Source organism: Burkholderia sp. NFPP32 (assembly GCF_900119325.1).
GTDB lineage: Bacteria > Pseudomonadota > Gammaproteobacteria > Burkholderiales > Burkholderiaceae > Burkholderia > Burkholderia pyrrocinia_C.
The window spans coordinates 168,100-186,941 of record NZ_FPJP01000006.1 but is presented as its reverse complement, the minus strand read 5'-3'; the positions used below and the strand labels follow the sequence as shown (position 1 = coordinate 186,941).

Here is an 18,842-nt window from a genome sequence, read left to right as displayed (position 1 = left end):
CCGCGATCGCGCTCGTGCACCCGTTCCCGCGTGGCGTCGCGCATCGTCGTCGCGCGGCAGGAGCGTATCCGATGATCGACTTCTCGCGCATGCGCGCCGGGAATTACGCAACGGCCGTGATGCTGGTCGCGATCGCGACCGTGCTGCAGGCGCTCGCGATCCGCTTCGGCGGCGTGAACCTGCCGTTCGTCCTCTACTACCCGCTGCTCGCGGGCGCCGCGTGGGCCACCTCGTTCCTGTTCGGGATGGTGGCGACCGTGATCAGCGGCATGCTCGTGTGGACGCTGTTCCTGTCCGATCCGGCTGCCTATACGGAGCCGCTGCCCGAGCGGCTCGTCCGGCTCGGGACGCTCGTGCTGATCGGTGCGCTCGTCTGCGCGATTGCGTCGATGCTGCGGCACGCGCGACTCACGAACGAATACGCGCGCCGGCGCGAAGCGGCCAGGCATCGGCGGCTCGAAACCGTGTTGCAGGCGCTGCCGCATGGTGTGATCGCAACCGATACGAACGGACGGCTCACGTACATGAACGCGGCCGCGGCTGCACTCGTCGGCTGCGCACCAGCCGATGCGACGGGCCGCGCCGCGCGCGACGTGCTGCGGGTGTTCGATCGCGCCGGCCGCCGCGTGCCGGCGACGCCGCTCGATCGCGCGCTCGGCGGCGCGGGCGTCGTGTCCGACCAGCACTGGCTGCATGCGGACGGTCGCGAGCCGGTGCCGATCGTCGAGGTCGCGTCGCCGATCGCCGATGTCGATGGCAACATCGACGGCGCGGTGCTGCTGTTGCGCGATGCCGGCGCGGATCGTTCGCGCGTCGACGCGTCGCGGCTGCAGCGCGCGGTGGTCGACGCATCGCCGGACGCGATCGTCGGCGTCGATGCCGGCGGCCGCATCGTCAGCTGGAACCCGGCCGCGCAGCGCCTGTTCGGCTATGACGAAGGCGACGCGCTCGGGCGCGCGTTCGAATCGCTGGTCGCGATGCGCTGGCTGAAACGCAGGCCGTTCGCCGAATCGTTCGACGATATGCGCGAAGCGGTCGGGCCGATCGACCTGCTGTGCGTGCGACGCGATGGCCGGCGCTTTCGTGCGACGGCGGCTGCGGGCCCGGTGAGCGGCGACGCGCGTGCGTGCGTCGCGCTGTCGCTGACATTGCGCGAAACCGGCGCGCAGCGCCTGCGCGACCTGCGCACGCTGCGCTCGCTGCAGCGCGCGCGCCATGCGCGCGACCAGGCCGATACGTCGAACCGCCTGAAGGACGAGCTGCTTGCGACGGTATCGCACGAATTGCGCACGCCGCTGAACGTGATCTACGGCTGGGTCGAGGTGCTGCGCAACGCGGGCGACGACGCGCTGCAGCAGCAGGCGATCGACGCGATCGACCGCAGCGCTCGCTCGCTCACGCGGATGGTCGGCGACATCCTCGACGCATCGTCGCTCGCGACCGGCAAGCTGCAGCTCGACGCGATGCCGGTGGATGTCGTGCGGCTGTTCTCCGACTCGGTCGGCGCGTTCCAGACGGCCGCGTCGTCGGCCGGTATCGTGCTCGAGTTCGAATGCACGGCGGCCACCTGCATCGTGTCGGGCGATGCCGAGCGGCTGCGGCAGATGCTGTCGAATCTCGTGTCGAACGCGCTCAAGTTCACGCCGAGCGGCGGCGCCGTGACGGTCGCGCTGGCGCGCGTCGATACGCGCGTGGTGCTGACCGTGTCCGACACCGGGCAGGGTATCGCGGCGGAGTTCGCACCGTTCGTGTTCGACATGTTCCGCCGTGCGGACGATTCGCCCGCGTCGTCGCGGCGCGGCCTCGGGCTCGGCCTGTCGATCGTGCGGCATATCGTCGAACTGCACGGCGGCAGCGTGGCCGTCGAGAGCGCGGGCCGCAATCGCGGCGCGACGTTTACGGTGACGCTGCCGGCCGGCTGGCAGCCGATGGGCGCGATGGCCTGGGGGATCGCGCAGGCGGATGGCCGTCACGAGCCGCTCGTGCTGGATGCGCAGCGCATCCTGATCGTCGACGACGATGCAACGACGCGCACGAGCCTGACCGCCGCGCTGACCACGTTCGGCGCGACTGTCGCGATCGCATCGTCGGGCCGGGAAGCGCTCGCGGTGGCCGCCGACATGCGGCCGACCGTCGTGCTGTCCGATCTCGCGATGCCGGACGGCGACGGATTCTGGCTGCTCGATGCGTTGCGGCGCAGCGCGATGAACGGCGGCGGCGGGCTGTCCGACCTGCGCGTGCTGGCCGTGACCGCGCACGCGGGCCTCGCCGACGAACGCCGCGCGCTCGAAGCCGGGTTCGAAGGTTATCTGTGCAAGCCCGTCGACGTGCGCGAACTGGCGCGCAAGATTGCGCAGGTAACGAAGCGCACCGGCTGACGCCGCGCATGCGTAGCGCGCCGTCGTGCCGAGGGTTCCGCGGGTATCTCCTTTCCCGCGCCGGTGCGCGTTCGCCGATCGATGCGATTCCCTCATGATGTCGCCCGATGCGGGCAGGCGCGTCGACGCGCGCCCGTTACCCGCCCGTTACCCATCGCCCGGCAATCGTCATGCCCGGCTGATGCGCGCCGAAAAAATTACAACGCATTGGATGAAAGCACCTCCACCAGGCGCCACGCGCGTGCATGCGGCGCCGGCGCCGCGGCACGCGCCTTGCGCGGGTGACACGTGCCCGCCGGCCATGCCGGCCCGACGAAAGGAGGTCACGATGAAGATATTCCCGCTGCAAGCCCGGTCACCGCGATCGGGTCGTCATCCCGCAAAGCGCATCGGCATGGTCGTCGCGATCGCCGCGGCCACGGCCTGCGCAATGGTCGCGCCGAACGTGATCGCCGCCGGCGACGACAGCGCCGCGTCGTCGTCGTCGCATTCGACGACCGGCATGAAGATCCGCGACGCGACGATCACGACCAAGGCGAAGGCCGAACTCATCGGCACGAGCGGCCTGACGGCCGGCGACATCCATGTGAAGACGCGGCGCGGCATCGTGACGCTCACCGGCAGCGTGCCCGACGAGCAGCAGCGTACGCAGGCCGTCGGCGTCGTGAAGCAGCTCGACGGCGTGCGGAGCGTGCGCGATCAGCTGACCATCCGGCCCAAGTGACGTCGGCGCCGTAACAGGAGTCCAGTCATGAACTGCATGCTCAAACCGGTCGGCGAGCAGACGATCGTGATTACCGGCGCGACGAGCGGCATCGGCCTCGTCACCGCGCGCAAGGCGGCACGGCGCGGCGCGAAGCTCGTGCTGTTCGCACGCAACCAGGAGGCGCTGAACACGCTGTGCGACGAAATCCGCCAGCACGGCGGCCTCGCGGTGCCGGTCGCCGGCGACGTCGGCAACATCGAGGATCTGCAGCGCGCGGCCGCGGCCGCGGTCGATACATATGGTGGTTTCGATACGTGGATCAACAACGCGGGCGTGTCGATCTTCGGCACGGCGGCCGCCGTGCCGCTCGAGGATCAGCGGCGGCTGTTCGATACCAACTACTGGGGCGTCGTGCACGGGTCGCTCGTCGCGGCCGACCATTTCCGGCGCAAGAGCGATTTCCACGGCGGCGCGATCATCAACATGGGCAGCGAGGCGTCCGACGCGCCGGTGCCGCTGCAAAGCGCCTACGTTGCGTCGAAGCACGCGGTGAAGGGCTTCACCGATTCGCTGCGGCTCGAGATGGAAGCGGACCACCTGCCAGTATCCGTCACGCTGATCAAGCCGGCCGCGATCGATACGATGTTCGTGATGCACGCGAAGAACTACATGAACGTCGAAGCGAAGCTGCCGCCGCCGATCTACGACCCCACTCTCGTCGCCGACGCGATCCTGTTCGCGGCCGCGCACGCGCGCCGCACGCTGTTCGTCGGCGGCGCCGCGAAATTCGCGTCGGCGAGCGCGTACCACGCGCCGCACCTGTTCGATCGCGTCGCGGCCACGCTGTTCTCGCGCGGCCAGCGCACGGTGCGGCCCGCGCGGCCGCGCGACGACAACGCGCTGTACGAGTCGCGTCACGCGCTGCACGAGCGCGAAGGCATGGACGGGCCGGTGCTGCGCGGTTGCGCGTACAACACGGTGGTGCAGCGGCCGAAGGTCGCGGGTGCGGTCGCGCTGGGCGCGGCGCTCGTGGTGGCCGCGCTCGCGCGTTCGCGACGCGCTTCCACGTGAGCCAAGCCCGGCATTTTTCCGAAGGAGGCTTCGATGACATCCCGATTGCACACGGGCCACGAACTCAGCCGCTCGCGTTCGCACGAAGGCGAGCGCGCGGTGCAGGACCGCGACAAGGGCGGCCACCAGACCGGGCACGGCAAGGCGCCGGGCCCGGTCGACATCCGGAAGACGCTGAAGGGGCTCGACTATCCGGCGAGCAAGGCGGACGTCGTCCAGTGCGCGGAGCGCGCGCATGCGGACCGCGGCGTGATCGACCTGCTCACGCGCATTCCCGATCGCGAATACGGCACGCCGGCGTCCGTGTCGAAGGAACTCGGGCGGCTGATGTAAGCGCCGCCATGTCGCGCCGCCCACGCGGCGCACCGTCACGAGGAGCACGAACATGGCGATGATCGTCGCAGGCCGCTTCACGACGTTCGACGAAGCGGAAGGCGGGGCGCGCTACCTGTACGAACGCGCGTTCGGCCCGGACGACGTGTCGATCTTCTTCCTGAACCCGGGCGGCCAGCATGCGCGCTTTCCGATCGGCGGCGACGTATATGCCGACTCGGCGGCTAAGCCGGGCGGCCGCGGCGCGATGATCGGCGCGATGCGCGGGTTGTTGATCGGCGTCGTCGCGGGGCTGGCCGCTTACGCACTCGGCGTGCGCGAGTGGTTCGTGCCGGCCGCCGGCGCGCTGGCCGGCGCGTATCTTGGCGCGCTCGGCGGCGCGCTCGGCCGGATGCGCGGCGAGCGCGTCGAAGGCAAGGGCGCGCTCGCGCACAGCGACACCGGCGTGATCCTGGCCGCGCGCGTGACGCCCGATACCGCGAACACGGCGGAGGACGTGCTGCGCGCGACCGGCGCGATGTCGATCGAGCGCGTCGAAGGCGACTGGCAGGACGGCGAATGGCGCGACTTCGATCCGGTGCGCCGGCCGGACGCCGCCGCGTCGGGGAGCAGGACGAACTGATCGGCTGCAACGCGCCGGTCGCGTGAGGGCACGCGAGGGCGGGACGGGCCGGACATCGCGCCCGAACGGCGGTTCTATCGGCGGCGGCTGGCGGTTGTCGGTCCCGGCCGCCCCAAGCAAGGAGAAGACGGATGAAGCACTTCAACTGGACGATCGCAGCACTCGCCGCGCTCGCGCTCGCTGTCCCGGGCCTCGTGCATGCGCAGATGCCGGGCGGGCCGCCCGCGTCGAATTCGCGCGCGCCGGGCGGCGTGATCGACCCGTCGTCGGGCGCGGGCGATGCACGGATCGCGAAGGCGCCGCAGGGCGGCGACGCGGAATTCATCGACAAGGCCGCGATCGCCGGCAAGGCCGAGGTGCAGGCGAGCCAGCTTGCGCTGAAGCAGGCGCAGTCGCCGGACGTGCGCGCGTTCGCGCAGCGCATGGTGGCCGATCACGGCAAGGCGAACGCGCGGCTGAACGAGATTGCCGCGCGCAAGGGCATGAAGCCGCAGGCCGATCAGATCGCGGACCCGGACGTCGAGGCGCTGCGCGGCAAGAGCGGCCACGATTTCGACGTCGCGTACGTCGCGGCGGCCGGCCCCGATGCGCATCGCGAGGCCGTCGCGCTGTTCGAAGGCGAGGCTCGAGACGGCGGGGACGCCGAACTGCGCGCGTTTGCGAGCGCCGCGCTGCCGACGCTCAGGCATCACCTGAGCCTGGCGCAGGCGCTCGAGCGCAAGGTGGGCGCGCAATGACGCGTGCCCGTTCAACCCCGGGCCGCATGTGCGGCCCGTATCCTGGAGACGTTCATGGCACACCGGCAACAGAAGCACGAAGGCATCCGCGAACTGCTTTGTCAGGCGTATGAAACCGAGCTTGGCGGCGCGAAGATCTACGAGGCTGCGCTGCAGTGCGCGACCGACGAGGATTTGCACAAGGAATGGGAGAAGTACCACCGCGAGACGCTCCATCATCAGGAGGTGCTGCGCAAGGTGTTCGATACGCTCGGCATGGATCCCGACGCGCAGTCGCCCGGGCGCAGCGCGGTGGCGGCCACCGGGAAGTCGCTCGTCCACGTGATCGAGCAGGCGCGCAAGCAGGCCGATCCGGCCGTCGCGCAGATCGTCGCGGCCGAATGCGTGGTGCTCGCCGAGACCAAGGACCACCTGAACTGGGAGCTGATCGGCTATGCGGCCGACCAGTTGTCGGGCGATGCCGCGAAGGTGCTGAAGGGCGCGCACGACGAGGTCGAGGCCGACGAGGATCACCACCTGTACCACACGCGCGGCTGGGCACGCGAGATGTGGATCGAGTCGATGGGCTTCAAGGCCGTGCTGCCGCCGCCGGAGGAGGTGAAGAAGGTCGAATCGGCGGCCGATGCGGCGCGTGCCGAACGCTCGCGCGGCAAGATGATGTAACGGGAGCGGCAGCCGGGCAGCGGCGGATTGCCGGCGGCCTGGCTGCCATCACGTGCCATCACGTTGTGGGCGCAACGATTCGCCGGAGCCGGATCACGTCGGCATGCCGACGACCATCCACGGCATGTTGAAGCCGAACTGGCTGCCCGCCGGTGCGTAGACGGCGACGTTGCTCGGGTCGGCGTCGGATGCGCCCGCGAGCAGGCCCGGGCCGAGCCGCCGGTACCACGGCTTCGCGGCCGCAGGCCGCGGCGCGGGCCGCTCATCCGGCGTCTCCCGATGCGCCCGGCCGGCCGCCGTTGCTGCCGTCGTTGCCATTTTGGTCGCCGTGGCCTTGGCCGTCGCCGTGGCCGCGCGCGAGGCGCGACGCGGTACGCAACGCATCGACGAGCGTCCGGTATGCGTGTTCGCGAGAGTCGGCGCCGCGCGTACGCAGCACATACGACGGATGGCAGGTTGCGACGACAAGCCGGCCTTCGGCGGTCCGCACCGGCGCGCGCGTGCGCTCGAGCGTCGCGTCGTTGTCCTGCAGCACCGCGCGCAGCGCGGTACCGCCGAGCGCGACGATCACGCGCGGGCGCACCGCGTCGAGCTCGCGTTCGAGCCAGTAGCGGCACGCGGCGACCTCGCGTTGCGCGGGCGTCTTGTGCAGGCGCCGCTTGCCGCGCGGCTCCCATTTGAAGTGCTTGACCGCATTCGTCAGGTAGACGTGCGCGCGCTCGATTCCGGCCTCGTCGAGCGCGCGGTCGAGCATGCGGCCGGCCGCGCCGACGAACGGCAAACCCTTGCGGTCCTCCTGATCGCCCGGCTGCTCGCCGACCAGCATGATCGTTGCGTCGACGGGCCCGGCGCCCGGAACCGGTTGCGTCGCGTGTTCCCACAGCGCGCAGCGTCGGCACACGTCGAGCGTCGCCGGCGCGTCGTCTCCGCGGGCGGCAGGGGCCGGACGAGCGGCCGCCTGGCGCGTCATGCGGCGCCTCTTGAGCGGGCTCGCGCGCCGCATGCGGCTGCCTGCGCGAACCGACGCGCCGGCCTGCACGCGGCAAGCGACGCGCTCGCGTGGCCTGGCTGGAAAATCGACATCCCGCGCATCGATGGCTCCCATATCGACGATACGGAACATGGAGCAACCGGCATGCCGCATGCAGTCGACATGGGCGCGCAGCTTACGGCCGGCCTGCATCCGCTGACGGGGAGAGACGCGATGCAACCCATCCCCGGCGACGATCCGGCCGCCGTCGACGGGCCGCACCATACGAGCGCGACGGCGGTCGCCGCCAGGCATCGCGCGCGTTCTCCGTCGTGATCGATGCGCTGCGGCACCGCGCGTAGCGGGCGCAGGAGCCGGGCATCTCCGGGCTGGGTGAGCTTGCCCGAATCATGCACAATACCCGGCATCTGAAATGCGGAGGCGTGGCCCGTGGGAATCAACTTCGATTTGACCGACTTGCAGGCGTTTCGCGCGGTGGTGGAGCTGGGAAGCTTCCGAAAGGCCGCCGACGCGATCAGCATTTCGCAGCCCGCGCTGAGTCGCCGGATCGACAAACTCGAGGAAGCGCTCGGCGTGCGGTTGTTCGAGCGCACCACCCGCAGCGTCACGCTGACCACCGTCGGGCGCGTGTTCGCGCCGAGCGCCGAGCAACTGCTGGACGATCTCGACGTCGCGCTGCTCGGCATCCGCGACGTTTCGTCGAGCCGCCTCGGTCATGTGACGATCGCATGCGTGCCGTCGGTGGCCTACTACTTCTTGCCGAACGTGATCGCGAGCTATCATCGCCGCTTTCCGCGCATCAGGGTCAAGTTGCTGGACGCGAGCGCGAACGAGGTGCTGGGCGCGGTCATCAGCGGCGAGGCCGATTTCGGCGTGAGTTTCATGGGCAGCCAGGAGCCGGAGATCGAGTTCAAGCTGCTGCTGCAGGAACGGTTTGTTGCCGCGTGCCGGCGCGATCATCCGCTCGCGCGCAAGAAGCGCGTGACTTGGAACGAGCTTTACGAGTACGAGTATGTGTCGGTGGACAAGACTTCCGGCAACCGCCTGCTGCTCGACCAGGCATTGACGACCGTCGCGCCGCGGGCGCCGAGCGTGTGCGAGACGCGCCACGTGACGACCCTGCTCGGGTTGATCGAAGCCGGGCTCGGCGTCGCCGCGGTACCGTCGATGGCGATGCCCGGACACGACCATCCCGTGCTCACGAGCGTGCCCCTCGTCGAACCGGTGGTCAAGCGCCGGGTGGGCATCGTGAAACGGCGCGGCCGCGCGCTGACGCCGGCCGCGGAGGAGTTTCACCGGGCGATCGTCGACGCGAAACGCGGCGGTGCCGCAAGCAGCGATGCATCGAAGTGACGAAGATCAAGAACACAAACAGGACATCGGGGAACACCGCATCGTGAGGCTGGCAAGACCGCTCCGTTCGCTCTACGTGCAGGTTCTGCTGGCGATGGTGCTCGGCGTGAGCGTCGGCCACTTCTGGCCGTCGGCAGGCGCGCTGCTCAAGCCGCTCAGCGATGCATTCGTCGGCCTCGTGCGGATGATGATCGCGCCGATCGTGTTTTGCACGATCGTCTCCGGCATCACGTCGCTGGCGAACGGCAAGGCCATCGGGCGCACGATCGTGCGCGCGCTGGTGCTGTTCTATCTGCTGACCGCCGCCGCACTCGCATTCGGGCTCGTCACCGCGTTCGTGCTGCGGCCCGGCGCCGGCATGCATGTCGACGTGCGCCATCTCGATTCGAGCATCCTCGCGCAATATGTACGGCATGCGCAACCGCACGGGCTCGTCGAGTTCGCGCTGAGCGTGATCCCCGATACGTTGCTCGGCGCGTTCCAGAAGGGCGAGGTGCTGCCGGTGCTGCTGCTGTCGCTGCTGTTCGGCTTTTCGCTGAATGCGTATCCGCAGGCCGGTCGGCCCGTGCTGGCGCTGATCGACGGCGTCGCGCAGATCGTCTTTCGCGTGCTCGCGATGATCATGCGGCTCGCGCCGCTCGGCGCATTCGGCGCGATGGCGTTCACGGTGGGCCGCTTCGGCATCGGCTCGGTTGGCTCGCTCGCGAGGCTGATGGCGTCGTTCTACGTGGCCTGCGTGCTGTTCGTCGCGCTGGTGCTTGCGCCGCTCGCACGACTGCACGGTTTCGCGTTGTGGCGGCTGTTGCGCTACCTGCGCGAGGAATTGCTCATCGTCCTCGCGACCTCGTCCACGGAGCCGGTGTTGCCGCGGCTGATCGTCAAGCTGGAGTCGCTGGGGTGCGACAAGGGCGTCGTGGGCCTCGTGCTGCCGGCCGGCTACTCGTTCAACCTGGACGGCACGGCGATCTACCTGACGCTCGCGGCATTGTTCATCGCGCAGGCGTGCGACGTGCCGCTTTCCGCGCCGCAAATCGCGGCGATGCTCGCCGTCATGCTGCTTACGTCGAAGGGGGCGGCCGGCGTGTCCGGCAGCGGGCTCGTCGCGCTCGTCGCGACGCTCGCTGTGATGCCCGACCTGCCGGTTGCCGGGGTCGCGCTGCTGGTCGGCATCGATCGCTTCATGTCCGAGGCGCGCGCGCTGACGAGCGTGATCAGCAATGCGTGCGCGGTGATCTTCGTTTCGTCGTGGGAAGGGGAGTGCGATCGTGAGCGGCTCGCGCGGATGCTGAGCGCGGCCGAGCCGGCGAACCTGAACTGCGCCGATGATGCCGCGGACAACGCCGGGCGCGACGGGAAGGCTGTCTGACGCACGCCTTCCCGTGGTTCGTGCTTACTGTGCGGAGACGGAATCCAGTCCGGTCGACTTCACTTCCGGCTGCACGTCGGGCGACGCGAGATAGTCGAGGAGTGCCTTCGCTTCCGTTGGATGTTGCGCGCCGACTGGGATGCCGGCGGCGAAGCGTGTGACCGACTGCAGCGATTCGGGAATCTTGCCGACGAAGGTCGCGCCATGGACGGGCAGCAGTTCGCTCACCTGCTGGAAGCCGATTTCGTAGTCGCCGTTCGCGACCACGGACGCGACCGGGATCCGCGGGACCATCTTCGCCTTCGCTTTCACCTGATCCTCGATGCCGAGCTTCCTGAACAACTCCCGCTCGATATAGACGCCGCTCGCGCTATCCGAGTAGGCGATCGACTTTGCGTGCAGCAGCGCCTGCTTCAGGCCTTCGGCCGAGCTGATGTCCGGTTTCGCCGCGCCTTCGCGCACGACCATGCCGATGCGGGAATCGGCCAGCTCGACGCGCGATCCGGGGATCACCTTGCCTTGCTTGATCAGATCGTCGAGCGCGTAGCCGACCATGATCACCGCGTCGGCAGGCTCGCCGCGCGCGAGCCGGTTCGGAATCGCCTCGGGCGATTTGCCCATCGACGGGCCGAGCGCGGTGTCGAGCGTGTTGCCCGTGCGGGACGCGAACTGCGGGCCAAGGAGCTTGTAGGCCGCGGTGAAGCCGCCCGAACTCATCACGTGCAGCTCGGCGGCCTGTACGTTCGGGGCGACTGCGGAGGTGGCGACGAGCGCGGTCGCGCACAGTTTCAGGAACAGGTTTTTCATGGTTGTGGTCGTGCGGAGTCGGGGCAGGTTGCTCGGCATGGGGCGTCAGTGCGCAGGTGTCAGCGTCGGCGTCCGGCGGCGATAGAGCGCGAACGTCGCAAGCAGCGCGCACACCGCGGCGAGGCTCATCCAGTAGCCCGGCGCAGCCTTGTCGCCGGTCATGTGAATCAGCGCCGTCGAGATGGCGGGCGTGAAGCCGCCGAATACGGCCGTCGCGAGGCTGTAGGCGAGCGAGAAGCCTGCCACGCGCACCTCCACCGGCATCACTTCCGTCAGCGCGACGATCATCGCGCCGTTATAGATCCCGTACATGAACGACAGCCACAGGAGCACGAGCAGCATGTTGACGAACGACGGCGCATGAGCGAGCAGCGACAGCGCAGGATAGGCGGTCGCGATCGCGAGCACCGTCATGCCGACGAGCAGCGGCCGGCGGCCTATTCTGTCCGACAGCGCACCGCCGATCGGAAGCCAGACGAAATTCGACACGCCGACGCACAGCGTCACGAGCAGGCTGTCCGCGGTGCTCAGGTGCAGAACCGTCTTGCCGAAGGTCGGCGCGTAGACCGTGATCAAGTAGAAGCTCGTGGTCGTCATCGCGACCAGCATCATGCCTGCGAGTACCACGCCCCAGTTCTGGACCAGCGTACCGAACACTTCCTTCATGCCGGGACGATGCCGGCGCGCCTTGAATTCCTGCGTTTCCTCCAGATTGCGACGCAGCATGAAAATGAACGGCACGATCGTACAGCCGACGAAGAACGGGACGCGCCATCCCCATGCGGCGATGGCCGATGCGCTGAGCCATTGATTGAGCGCGAAGCCGAGGCCCGCCGCGACGACGATCGCGACCTGCTGGCTGGCGGACTGCCAGCTCGTATAGAAGCCCTTGCGGCCGGGCGTGGCCATCTCGGCAAGATAGACCGACACGCCGCCCAGCTCGGCACCCGCCGAAAAGCCCTGCAGCAGTCGCCCGATCAGCACGAGCGCGGGTGCGAGCAGGCCGATCGTCGCGTAGCCCGGTACGAACGCGATCAGGATGGTGCCGCTTGCCATGATGGCCAGCGTGACGATGAGACCCTTGCGGCGGCCGACGTCGTCGATGTACGCGCCCAGCACGATCGCGCCCAGCGGCCGCATCAGGAAGCCGGCGCCGAACACGGCGAACGTCATCATCAGCGAAGCGAACTCGCTCGCGGCGGGAAAGAACACGGCGGCGATCTGCGTCGCATAGAAGCCGAACAGGAAGAAATCGAACTGCTCGAGGAAGTTGCCGGCCGTGACGCGGAATACCGCGGCGGCCTTCGAACGTCCGGTCGGAAGGCTGGGCGAGGGGTGCATCGGGGTGTCTCCAGAAAAATCCCGACAATGCGCGGAAGGCGATCGATTGTCGTTTTGGCAATGTTCACCCGGAGACGGAGAAACGATAAGTGCGATTTTTGGATGAATTGATGTCGTATGGTTATCAATAGGGGCGGCCGGCAGACGAAAAAAAAGCCCCGCATGCGCGGGGCGTGTCGGCCGGTCGCGAACGCTCAATGAGGGTCGCGTGTGCGCGGATTGTTCAGTTCCTCGGTCGGATCGGTCAGCCCGAGCTCGTCGCCGGGGCTCCAGTACGGCGTACTGCCGTAGTACTCGTGCAGCGGCTCGGCCCATTGCGGATCGGCCATTGCCGGCCAGTGGTCCTTGTCGAAGCCGGGAGCGTTCTTGATCCGCTCCGACGACACCGACAGCAGGAAGCACTTGCGCTCGGTGTCGAGCGTCAGCGCGCTCCACGGGATCGCGAGCAGCTTGTCGCCGATGCCGAGCAGGCCGCCGCTCGACAGCACCGCGTACGCGATGCGGCCCGAGCGCACGTCGAGCATGATGTCCTTGATCTTGCCGACGTCGTCGCCGTCGGTCGTATAGACCTTGTCGCCTTCCAGCGTGTTGGCCGCCATGACGTCGGGGCCGGGGCCGGCCGCCGTTGCGGCGCCCTTGCCGATGATGCGGGTCTGACCTTGATTGGAAGTCTGCATGGTGTTTCCTCCAGGCTGCGTGGTGCGCGATCGTACCCGGGCGGGCCGCGGGTCGCGCGGGTGGTCGGGACGGGGCGAAGCAAAGGCTCGACCCGTCACGTCTGCCTCGGCTGCGACACGCCTTCGAGCGTGTTCGCGACGTCGTCATGCGTCGGGCCGGCCGAGCGCGTCGCGATGTCCGCGAGCGACAGCATGCCGACCAGCCGCTTGTCGTGATCGACGACGGGCAGGCGGCGCAACTGCGCGTCTGCCATGTAGTGCTGGATCTCTTCCAGCGAATCGTCGTCGAAGCACCATTCGATCGGGCCCGACGCGACTTCGTGAATCCGCGTCTCCGGCGGCTTGCCGACCGAGATCGCGCGCACCGCGAGATCGCGGTCCGTCACCATCCCGATCAGCCGGTTGTTGTCGCACACGGGCAGCGCGCCGATGTCGTAGCGCTCCATCAATTGCGCGGCATGGCGGATCGAGTCGGTCGGCGCGATGCACACGACGTCCTGCGACATGATTTCGTTGACGCGATGCATGAAAGTCCTCCTTGCGGGTTGGGTGTGGGCGATGCTTCGGCACATTCAGCAAACCGCATGTCGTGCGGCGCACGCGGCCTGTCGTTCGTCGCCGTCATCTGTCGCGGCGTTCGCGCTTGTCCTGCCACGGCCCTTCGTCGTGCGTGCCGGGCGGCGTGTCGGGCTCGATGCGCGTGATGCCGCCGGTCGCGGGCGGGTCGCTCGCCGGAAACGTGTCCTCGAGCTGCTTGTCGATATGGCGTTCCGAATGGCGCGTGTGCGTGCGGTCCTCAGGCTTCAGCGGCTGCGATGGGGAGGGTCGCTGCTTGCGCTCCGGCGCGTCGTGGCCGGACCGGGTCGAATCCTTCATGGCGAAGCTCCGTATCGGTGACGATGACGCCGATTTCCCACAACGGCCGTTCCCGGATCGCACGCGGCACGCGATTTGCCACGTCGGCGGCGAAGACGAAGACGACCATGGCAGCAACGCGCGGCGCACCCGGTACCTGCGGTGCGCGCATCAAGCGGAGACACGACGATGATTCCGAAACGACGACCAGGCGTACGCTACGAGATCAACGTATGCGGCGGCGGATTCGATTCGGTGAAGAGCCATTTCGATACGTGGAAACACGAACCGCTGATCTACCGGCCCGAGCGCCGGATGTTCGAGGGCAAGGCCGACGTGCGGCCGCTCGGCGACGAGACGTTCGGCTCGACCGAGCCGGCGCGCTTCGCGCTGCAGCGCGCATGCGAGCCGGCCGACCCGTATGCGCTGGCGGCGCGTGTGCGGGACGACGGCCGCGAGCTGTGGCTCGTGACGGCCGCGTACGACGCGTAGCGGCGCGCTTGCAAGAATTGCAGCGAACGGTGTAGCGAATGCACGGCGCGCGCCGCGGGCGCGCGCGTATGCGCAGCAGCGCCGGCGTGCGGGTGCCGCGAACGGACGGCACACGGATTGCGGACCCTGGCCGCATCCGTCAGACAACGCAACGAAGCGCCCCTATGGAGTGCAGATGAATCACGACCGCGATCAGTGGCTGCACCGGCCTGACCCGCCGATGCCCGACGTGGAGCCGGACCCCGAGCCGCCCGATCCCGACGACGTGCCGCCCGACATGCCGGAACCGTACCGCGAACCCGAAGGCGATCCGCCCGGGCATGCGCCGCCGGAACGCGAACCGCCTTTGCGCGATCCGCCCGTGCATGCACCGCCGGCGGGCGCGGCGCCGCGAACGCGAATGGAGGGCATGCAATGAGCATCCGTATCAGACCCGGCATGCTGCGCGACATCGCCGAGACGCTCGGCCGCCATTTCGAGGCGCGCGCGATGCCGTTCCATGTCGAGGAGCAGCCGGCCGGCGCATTGCATATCGGCTTTCGCGTCGACGGCCATCCGGCGTCGCTGACCGTGACCTTCGATGCCGACGCGTTCGCCGCGCTCGAACAGGCGGATATCGAGCGGCAACGCGGCACGCTCACGCGCGTCGCGGCCGAATTCGACGTGATGATGGCGCGCCGCGCACCCACCGCGTATGCGGGGGATTTTCATTTCAACCGGCTCTGAGCCGTCGATCCGACGGAGGATTTCGATGAACACGATCCAGACGATACGCGCGGGTGCATGCGCGTTCGCCGCCGCGTGCGCGTTGGGCGCATGCACGCAGGGCACCACCTACGGCACGCGCGCTGCGCCGCCCGCACCGCCCGACGGCCATGCGGCGCCGCCGAGCGCGACGATGCCGGATGCCAATACGCGCTACGAGACGCGCCCGTCGCCGGGCAACACGATGCCGCAGGGCGCGACCGGCGGCGATCCGGCCGACGTCCCGCCGCCGGGCCCGAACGGCGTGCAGGGCGACCAGCGGCTGCCGGGCACGCCGCCGCCGATGCAGTACTGACGCGTCGCGTGTGTCGCACGGCATGCGCGCCGAGCATCGCGCCGCGCGAAATGCGTGCCCCAAACTTGCCGCCGGCTTGTAAAAAAGCGGCCCCGTCAGGTTGCGTGATGGGGCACGAACCCGCGAAAGCCCCGGCACGGCGCGCGTGGACGGATTGGCACGAAAGCTGCGTAAACCCTGTCGACGAAATACCGCGAACCGAACCGTCAGGAGGCTTTCGATGTCCGTCTCGCTTGCGCTGCAGATGCGGCAGCATCTCGCACTTACGCCGAGGCTTCAGCAGTCGCTGCGGCTGCTGCAGTTGTCCTCGCTCGAGTTTCAACAGGAATTGCGGCAGGCGCTCGACATGAATCCGTTTCTCGAAGACGGCCAGGGCGACGGCGAAGAGGAAGTCCCCGCCGGAACGCCCGAGCAGGCGGCCGAAGCCGCCGCGCCCGAAGCGTCGCCCGAACCCGACGACGTGCGCCCGCCGGACGGCGAGGTGTCGTATACGGCCGCGCCCGCGCCGCGCGGTACGGGCCGCCAGGGCGACGACGCCGACGGCCTGTCGCCCGGCGAATGGATGGCCGCCGAGCCGTCGCTGCATCAGCAACTGCACGATATGCTGCGGCTCTACCCGCTGAACAAACGCGACCGCGAAGCCGCGCGCATCGTGATCGATGCGCTCGACGACGACGGCTACCTGCGCCAGGAGCTGCCCGACCTGCTGGTCGCGGCCGATCCGGCGCTGCTGCTGTCGCAACAGGATCTCGCGGTCGCGCTGCGGCTCGTGCAGATGCTCGACCGCCCGGGCATCGCCGCGCGCTCGCTGTCCGAATGCCTGGTGCTGCAGCTCGACGCGATCCCGGCGGGCACGCCGGCGCTCGCGGAAGCGAAGGCGATCGCGCGCGAGCATCTCGGACGGCTCGCGCGCCGCGAAACGGCCGAGATCCAGCGGCGCATCGGCTGCAACCCGCAGACGCTGCACGCGGCGTGCGCACTCGTGCGCGGGCTCGATCCGCGCCCCGGCAATCACTATGGCAGCACGCGCGGCGACTACGTGGTGCCCGACGTGATCGTGCGCCAGGTGCGCGACGAATGGATCGTGACGATCAACCCGGCCGTGCTGCCGCGCGCGCGCCTGCACGAGCGTTATGCGGCGCTGTTCGCGCAGTCGAGCGGCGAGCGCGATTCGCCGCTCGGCCAGCAGTTGCAGGAAGCGCGCTGGCTGATCCGCAACGTGCAGAAGCGCTTCGAGACGATCCAGCGCGTCGGCGAATGCATCGTCGCGCGGCAGCGCGATTTCTTCCGCTACGGCGAGATCGCGATGAAGCCGCTCGTGCTGCGCGATATCGCGGATGAGCTCGAGCTGCACGAATCGACCGTGTCGCGCGCGACGGGCAACAAGTACATGGCCACGCCGCACGGCACGTTCGAATTCAAGCACTTCTTCCCGCGCAAGCTCGAGGCGGCGGGCAAGGGCGTGTGCTCGGCATCGGCCGCCAAGGTGCTGATCCGCGACATGATCGCGGCCGAGCGTCAAACCGATCCGCTGTCCGACGTCACGCTCGCGCAGAACCTCGCGGGGCGCGGCATTCTTCTTGCGCGCCGCACGGTGACGAAGTATCGCCAGGCGATGAAGATTCCGCCGGCCGACCTGCGGCGCCGCGACGCCGCATGACGACCCGGGCGACCCAACCGCGCGCGTGCCGTCCGCTGCACCGACATTGCGTCGTATCGCGCGCGCCAACGAGAGGAGCGCAACCATGCCAGCAAAATCCCAGGCCCAGCAGCGTGCTGCCGGGGCCGCGCTGTCGGCCAAGCGCGGCGACACGAAGATGAAGGACCTCAAGCCGCCGGCGAAGTCGATGGCCAAGTCGATGAGCGAGAAGGAACTCGAGAGAATGGCTTCCACGCCGGTTCGCGGCAAACCCAGGCACAAGCACGATGCGTGATCGACGACGTGTGTTCGCGACCGCTGTCATCCAGGAGGGCTCCATGCTTCGATACGCCATCATTTTCTTCATCATCGCGATCGTCGCGGCCGTGTTCGGCTTCGGCGGCATCGCGGCCGGCGCGGCCGAGATCGCGAAGATCCTGTTCTACATCTTCGTCGTGATCTTCCTGGTCACGCTGCTGCTTGGCGTCGTGCGACGATGATCGGCGCGCCCGACCGCTCGCAGCGCGTCGCGGAACTCGAGCACGCGCTCGCGAACGGCTTCCCGTCGGAGTCGACCGTCGTCGTGCATGCGGACGACGCATCCGGGCGGTTGACGATCCAGGTGTCGTGGGTGCGCGTGCCGGCCGACGAAAGCGCGCGCGAATGGCGTTGCACGGTCGACCTGCGGTTCGATGCGCACGTGGTCGAGCGTTATGCGTGGCTCGACGAGGACGACCGGCTGCGCGTGCGCACGTATCTGTGCGATGGCGCGCGACGCGCGGTGGACGAACGCAAGCCGCGCGTCGAGGACGACGCGATCGAGTGCAACGTGGCGCTCGATATTACGGATACCGAACTCGACGCGGCATTGCGCGCGCCCTGACGCCGAGGCCGGCCGCCGCAGGCGCGCTCGCGCCGCAGCGGCTGCGTGCGTGGCGGCCGCCCATCGAATTCGACGAGGACGCCCCGATGACGAATCCCCCACCAGCCGGCAAGACGCAGCAGGCCGCGCAGCGATACGTGTGCAGGGCGTTCAGGCACCTGAAGCCGAACACGGCCGTCGGTGCCGAACGCCTGTTGCCGGGCGCCGCATATCCGCCGGATTCGGCGCAACGCGTGGGCATCGGGCAGGCGGTCGATCCCGACGCGGTAATGTGCACGTTCCCGGACGACATCGGCCGCCCTCGAATCCGGGCGCGCCGGCAGCAGGCGGCCGATCTGCCCGCATAGCGCCGCCATCATGGACGTCGTCGTCGCGCTGTTCGGACAGGGCCGGATGCTCGGCCCCGGCCAGATGGCGTTGCGTGCGATCGTCGTGTTCGTGGTCGCGCTGGTGCTGATTCGCATCGCCGGGCGGCGCGCGTTCGGGCAGCGTTCGCCGTTCGACTACGTGGTCGGCATTCTGCTCGGCGCGATCCTGAGCCGCGCGGTGGTCGGCGCGTCTCCGTTCGTCGCGACCGTCGCGGCGTCGCTCGCGATCGCGCTGCTGCATCGTGCGATCGGCTGGGCATGCGTGCGCTCGCGCCGGCTCGAGCGGTTGCTGGTAGGCGCCGAGCGCGAGGTGTATCGCAACGGCCGCTTCGACGACGCACAGATGCGTGCCGCGCTGCTTACGCCGACCGACGTGCGCGAAAGCGTCCGGCAGGCGACCGGCGCGACCGACCTGTCCGACGTCGACGCGGCGATCCTGGAGCGCAACGGACACGTGAGCATCGTGCGGCGCAGCCGCGGCCGCCGGCCGTAGCGTCGGC

At 69.0% G+C, this 18,842-nt stretch carries 27 protein-coding genes and 1 pseudogene; 21 read left to right on the top strand and 7 right to left on the bottom strand.

Annotated features, from left to right (window positions below):
• Window positions 1-71 precede the first annotated feature (71 nt).
• The 7 genes from BT264_RS14745 to BT264_RS14710 all read left to right on the top strand — a co-directional run bounded on the left by BT264_RS14745 (window position 72) and on the right by BT264_RS14710 (window position 6,510).
• On the top strand, window positions 72-2,378 hold the full coding sequence (locus tag BT264_RS14745) for a hybrid sensor histidine kinase/response regulator (RefSeq protein WP_072437833.1): 2,307 nt from the start codon (window positions 72-74) through the stop codon (window positions 2,376-2,378).
• Window positions 2,379-2,706: 328 nt separating this feature from the next.
• Window positions 2,707-3,102, top strand: a complete 396-nt coding sequence (locus BT264_RS14735) for a BON domain-containing protein (protein ID WP_072437835.1) — start codon at window positions 2,707-2,709, stop codon at window positions 3,100-3,102.
• A gap of 27 nt (window positions 3,103-3,129) precedes the next feature.
• Window positions 3,130-4,155, top strand: a complete 1,026-nt coding sequence (locus BT264_RS14730) for an SDR family oxidoreductase (RefSeq protein WP_072437836.1) — start codon at window positions 3,130-3,132, stop codon at window positions 4,153-4,155.
• Window positions 4,156-4,188: 33 nt separating this feature from the next.
• Window positions 4,189-4,488 carry a DUF2795 domain-containing protein gene (locus BT264_RS14725; RefSeq protein ID WP_072437837.1) on the top strand — a complete coding sequence of 100 codons (300 nt, stop codon included), beginning with the start codon at window positions 4,189-4,191 and terminating at the stop codon, window positions 4,486-4,488.
• Window positions 4,489-4,540: 52 nt separating this feature from the next.
• Entirely contained in the window at window positions 4,541-5,110 is a 570-nt protein-coding gene (locus BT264_RS14720; RefSeq protein ID WP_072437838.1) for a hypothetical protein, read from the top strand.
• 131 nt (window positions 5,111-5,241) lie between these two features.
• On the top strand, window positions 5,242-5,847 hold the full coding sequence (locus tag BT264_RS14715) for a DUF4142 domain-containing protein (RefSeq protein WP_072437839.1): 606 nt from the start codon (window positions 5,242-5,244) through the stop codon (window positions 5,845-5,847).
• A gap of 54 nt (window positions 5,848-5,901) precedes the next feature.
• Entirely contained in the window at window positions 5,902-6,510 is a 609-nt protein-coding gene (locus tag BT264_RS14710) for a DUF892 family protein (protein ID WP_072437840.1), read from the top strand.
• 108 nt (window positions 6,511-6,618) lie between these two features.
• On the opposite strand, the pseudogene BT264_RS14705 reads toward BT264_RS14710, so the two are convergent.
• Both BT264_RS14705 and BT264_RS14700 read right to left on the bottom strand, forming a co-directional pair.
• A pseudogene (locus BT264_RS14705) lies at window positions 6,619-6,828 on the bottom strand (hypothetical protein); the annotation flags it as partial.
• Window positions 6,773-7,633 carry a UdgX family uracil-DNA binding protein gene (locus BT264_RS14700; RefSeq protein ID WP_371287093.1) on the bottom strand — a complete coding sequence of 287 codons (861 nt, stop codon included), beginning with the start codon at window positions 7,631-7,633 and terminating at the stop codon, window positions 6,773-6,775. The gene BT264_RS14700 and the pseudogene BT264_RS14705, both read right to left, overlap by 56 nt.
• Before the next feature lie 12 nt (window positions 7,634-7,645).
• Here BT264_RS14700 and BT264_RS39185 point away from each other — a divergent pair, with 12 nt between their 5' ends.
• From BT264_RS39185 to dctA, 3 genes are all read left to right on the top strand, one after another.
• On the top strand, window positions 7,646-7,816 hold the full coding sequence (locus tag BT264_RS39185) for a hypothetical protein (RefSeq protein WP_177318355.1): 171 nt from the start codon (window positions 7,646-7,648) through the stop codon (window positions 7,814-7,816).
• Between the two features lie 114 nt (window positions 7,817-7,930).
• Entirely contained in the window at window positions 7,931-8,854 is a 924-nt protein-coding gene (locus BT264_RS14695) for a LysR family transcriptional regulator (RefSeq protein ID WP_072437841.1), read from the top strand.
• 43 nt (window positions 8,855-8,897) lie between these two features.
• Window positions 8,898-10,220, top strand: a complete 1,323-nt coding sequence (dctA, locus tag BT264_RS14690; RefSeq protein WP_072437990.1) for a C4-dicarboxylate transporter DctA — start codon at window positions 8,898-8,900, stop codon at window positions 10,218-10,220.
• A 24-nt stretch (window positions 10,221-10,244) separates the two neighbouring features.
• Here the strand turns inward: dctA and BT264_RS14685 are convergent, their stop codons facing one another.
• The 5 genes from BT264_RS14685 to BT264_RS14665 form a co-directional block, all read right to left on the bottom strand.
• Window positions 10,245-11,027, bottom strand: a complete 783-nt coding sequence (locus BT264_RS14685) for a substrate-binding domain-containing protein (RefSeq protein ID WP_072437842.1) — start codon at window positions 11,025-11,027, stop codon at window positions 10,245-10,247.
• A 45-nt stretch (window positions 11,028-11,072) separates the two neighbouring features.
• A complete protein-coding gene (locus tag BT264_RS14680) occupies window positions 11,073-12,368 on the bottom strand; it encodes an MFS transporter (RefSeq protein ID WP_034184471.1) in 1,296 nt (431 codons plus the stop codon).
• 194 nt (window positions 12,369-12,562) lie between these two features.
• A complete protein-coding gene (locus tag BT264_RS14675; RefSeq protein WP_072437843.1) occupies window positions 12,563-13,045 on the bottom strand; it encodes a PRC-barrel domain-containing protein in 483 nt (160 codons plus the stop codon).
• Window positions 13,046-13,140: 95 nt separating this feature from the next.
• Complete coding sequence (locus BT264_RS14670; protein ID WP_072437844.1) at window positions 13,141-13,572, bottom strand: CBS domain-containing protein; 432 nt, start codon at window positions 13,570-13,572, stop codon at window positions 13,141-13,143.
• A gap of 94 nt (window positions 13,573-13,666) precedes the next feature.
• Window positions 13,667-13,921 carry a hypothetical protein gene (locus BT264_RS14665; protein WP_072437845.1) on the bottom strand — a complete coding sequence of 85 codons (255 nt, stop codon included), beginning with the start codon at window positions 13,919-13,921 and terminating at the stop codon, window positions 13,667-13,669.
• Here BT264_RS14665 and BT264_RS39180 point away from each other — a divergent pair.
• The 11 genes from BT264_RS39180 to BT264_RS14615 all read left to right on the top strand — a co-directional run bounded on the left by BT264_RS39180 (window position 13,920) and on the right by BT264_RS14615 (window position 18,835).
• The gene (locus BT264_RS39180) at window positions 13,920-14,093 is read left to right on the top strand and encodes a hypothetical protein (protein ID WP_177318356.1); all 174 of its coding nucleotides are present in this window, start codon (window positions 13,920-13,922) and stop codon (window positions 14,091-14,093) included. The genes BT264_RS14665 and BT264_RS39180 overlap by 2 nt on opposite strands.
• Complete coding sequence (locus BT264_RS14660; RefSeq protein WP_072437846.1) at window positions 14,090-14,392, top strand: hypothetical protein; 303 nt, start codon at window positions 14,090-14,092, stop codon at window positions 14,390-14,392. The genes BT264_RS39180 and BT264_RS14660 overlap by 4 nt, the downstream gene beginning before the upstream one ends.
• Window positions 14,393-14,567: 175 nt before the next feature.
• Window positions 14,568-14,810, top strand: a complete 243-nt coding sequence (locus BT264_RS14655) for a hypothetical protein (protein WP_072437847.1) — start codon at window positions 14,568-14,570, stop codon at window positions 14,808-14,810.
• Window positions 14,807-15,118: a hypothetical protein gene (locus tag BT264_RS14650; protein ID WP_072437848.1), complete on the top strand. Its 312-nt coding sequence runs from the start codon at window positions 14,807-14,809 to the stop codon at window positions 15,116-15,118. Before BT264_RS14655 ends, BT264_RS14650 begins: the two co-directional genes overlap by 4 nt.
• A gap of 25 nt (window positions 15,119-15,143) precedes the next feature.
• Window positions 15,144-15,452: a hypothetical protein gene (locus tag BT264_RS14645; RefSeq protein ID WP_072437849.1), complete on the top strand. Its 309-nt coding sequence runs from the start codon at window positions 15,144-15,146 to the stop codon at window positions 15,450-15,452.
• Between the two features lie 220 nt (window positions 15,453-15,672).
• Window positions 15,673-17,112 (top strand): RNA polymerase factor sigma-54, encoded by a 1,440-nt coding sequence (gene rpoN / locus BT264_RS14640; protein ID WP_072437850.1) that lies wholly within the window; start codon window positions 15,673-15,675, stop codon window positions 17,110-17,112.
• A gap of 85 nt (window positions 17,113-17,197) precedes the next feature.
• Window positions 17,198-17,386: a DUF3008 family protein gene (locus BT264_RS14635; RefSeq protein WP_072437851.1), complete on the top strand. Its 189-nt coding sequence runs from the start codon at window positions 17,198-17,200 to the stop codon at window positions 17,384-17,386.
• Between the two features lie 43 nt (window positions 17,387-17,429).
• Complete coding sequence (locus tag BT264_RS14630; protein ID WP_027792525.1) at window positions 17,430-17,591, top strand: DUF1328 family protein; 162 nt, start codon at window positions 17,430-17,432, stop codon at window positions 17,589-17,591.
• Entirely contained in the window at window positions 17,588-17,974 is a 387-nt protein-coding gene (locus BT264_RS14625) for a DUF3022 domain-containing protein (protein ID WP_072437852.1), read from the top strand. The genes BT264_RS14630 and BT264_RS14625 overlap by 4 nt, the downstream gene beginning before the upstream one ends.
• An 86-nt stretch (window positions 17,975-18,060) precedes the next feature.
• Window positions 18,061-18,321, top strand: a complete 261-nt coding sequence (locus tag BT264_RS14620; RefSeq protein ID WP_072437853.1) for a hypothetical protein — start codon at window positions 18,061-18,063, stop codon at window positions 18,319-18,321.
• A 10-nt stretch (window positions 18,322-18,331) separates the two neighbouring features.
• Window positions 18,332-18,835, top strand: a complete 504-nt coding sequence (locus BT264_RS14615; RefSeq protein WP_072437854.1) for a DUF421 domain-containing protein — start codon at window positions 18,332-18,334, stop codon at window positions 18,833-18,835.
• Window positions 18,836-18,842 lie beyond the last annotated feature (7 nt).

Excerpts from the sequence above, each read along its gene's own strand:
- BT264_RS14735 (WP_072437835.1), top strand. The coding sequence starts at position 2,707 with ATGAAGATATTCCCGCTGCAAGCCCGGTCACCGCGATCGGGTCGTCAT.
- BT264_RS14745 (WP_072437833.1), top strand. The coding sequence starts at position 72 with ATGATCGACTTCTCGCGCATGCGCGCCGGGAATTACGCAACGGCCGTG.
- BT264_RS14710 (WP_072437840.1), top strand. The coding sequence starts at position 5,902 with ATGGCACACCGGCAACAGAAGCACGAAGGCATCCGCGAACTGCTTTGT.
- BT264_RS14680 (WP_034184471.1), bottom strand. The coding sequence starts at position 12,368 with ATGCACCCCTCGCCCAGCCTTCCGACCGGACGTTCGAAGGCCGCCGCG.
- BT264_RS14670 (WP_072437844.1), bottom strand. The coding sequence starts at position 13,572 with ATGCATCGCGTCAACGAAATCATGTCGCAGGACGTCGTGTGCATCGCG.
- BT264_RS14655 (WP_072437847.1), top strand. The coding sequence starts at position 14,568 with ATGAATCACGACCGCGATCAGTGGCTGCACCGGCCTGACCCGCCGATG.
- BT264_RS14730 (WP_072437836.1), top strand. The coding sequence starts at position 3,130 with ATGAACTGCATGCTCAAACCGGTCGGCGAGCAGACGATCGTGATTACC.
- BT264_RS14635 (WP_072437851.1), top strand. The coding sequence starts at position 17,198 with ATGCCAGCAAAATCCCAGGCCCAGCAGCGTGCTGCCGGGGCCGCGCTG.
- BT264_RS14620 (WP_072437853.1), top strand. The coding sequence starts at position 18,061 with ATGACGAATCCCCCACCAGCCGGCAAGACGCAGCAGGCCGCGCAGCGA.
- BT264_RS14625 (WP_072437852.1), top strand. The coding sequence starts at position 17,588 with ATGATCGGCGCGCCCGACCGCTCGCAGCGCGTCGCGGAACTCGAGCAC.
- BT264_RS39180 (WP_177318356.1), top strand. The coding sequence starts at position 13,920 with ATGGCGAAGCTCCGTATCGGTGACGATGACGCCGATTTCCCACAACGG.
- BT264_RS14650 (WP_072437848.1), top strand. The coding sequence starts at position 14,807 with ATGAGCATCCGTATCAGACCCGGCATGCTGCGCGACATCGCCGAGACG.
- BT264_RS14685 (WP_072437842.1), bottom strand. The coding sequence starts at position 11,027 with ATGAAAAACCTGTTCCTGAAACTGTGCGCGACCGCGCTCGTCGCCACC.
- BT264_RS39185 (WP_177318355.1), top strand. The coding sequence starts at position 7,646 with ATGCCGCATGCAGTCGACATGGGCGCGCAGCTTACGGCCGGCCTGCAT.
- BT264_RS14665 (WP_072437845.1), bottom strand. The coding sequence starts at position 13,921 with ATGAAGGATTCGACCCGGTCCGGCCACGACGCGCCGGAGCGCAAGCAG.
- BT264_RS14715 (WP_072437839.1), top strand. The coding sequence starts at position 5,242 with ATGAAGCACTTCAACTGGACGATCGCAGCACTCGCCGCGCTCGCGCTC.
- BT264_RS14660 (WP_072437846.1), top strand. The coding sequence starts at position 14,090 with ATGATTCCGAAACGACGACCAGGCGTACGCTACGAGATCAACGTATGC.
- BT264_RS14720 (WP_072437838.1), top strand. The coding sequence starts at position 4,541 with ATGGCGATGATCGTCGCAGGCCGCTTCACGACGTTCGACGAAGCGGAA.
- BT264_RS14630 (WP_027792525.1), top strand. The coding sequence starts at position 17,430 with ATGCTTCGATACGCCATCATTTTCTTCATCATCGCGATCGTCGCGGCC.
- BT264_RS14645 (WP_072437849.1), top strand. The coding sequence starts at position 15,144 with ATGAACACGATCCAGACGATACGCGCGGGTGCATGCGCGTTCGCCGCC.
- rpoN (WP_072437850.1), top strand. The coding sequence starts at position 15,673 with ATGTCCGTCTCGCTTGCGCTGCAGATGCGGCAGCATCTCGCACTTACG.
- BT264_RS14615 (WP_072437854.1), top strand. The coding sequence starts at position 18,332 with ATGGACGTCGTCGTCGCGCTGTTCGGACAGGGCCGGATGCTCGGCCCC.
- BT264_RS14725 (WP_072437837.1), top strand. The coding sequence starts at position 4,189 with ATGACATCCCGATTGCACACGGGCCACGAACTCAGCCGCTCGCGTTCG.
- BT264_RS14675 (WP_072437843.1), bottom strand. The coding sequence starts at position 13,045 with ATGCAGACTTCCAATCAAGGTCAGACCCGCATCATCGGCAAGGGCGCC.
- BT264_RS14700 (WP_371287093.1), bottom strand. The coding sequence starts at position 7,633 with ATGTTCCGTATCGTCGATATGGGAGCCATCGATGCGCGGGATGTCGAT.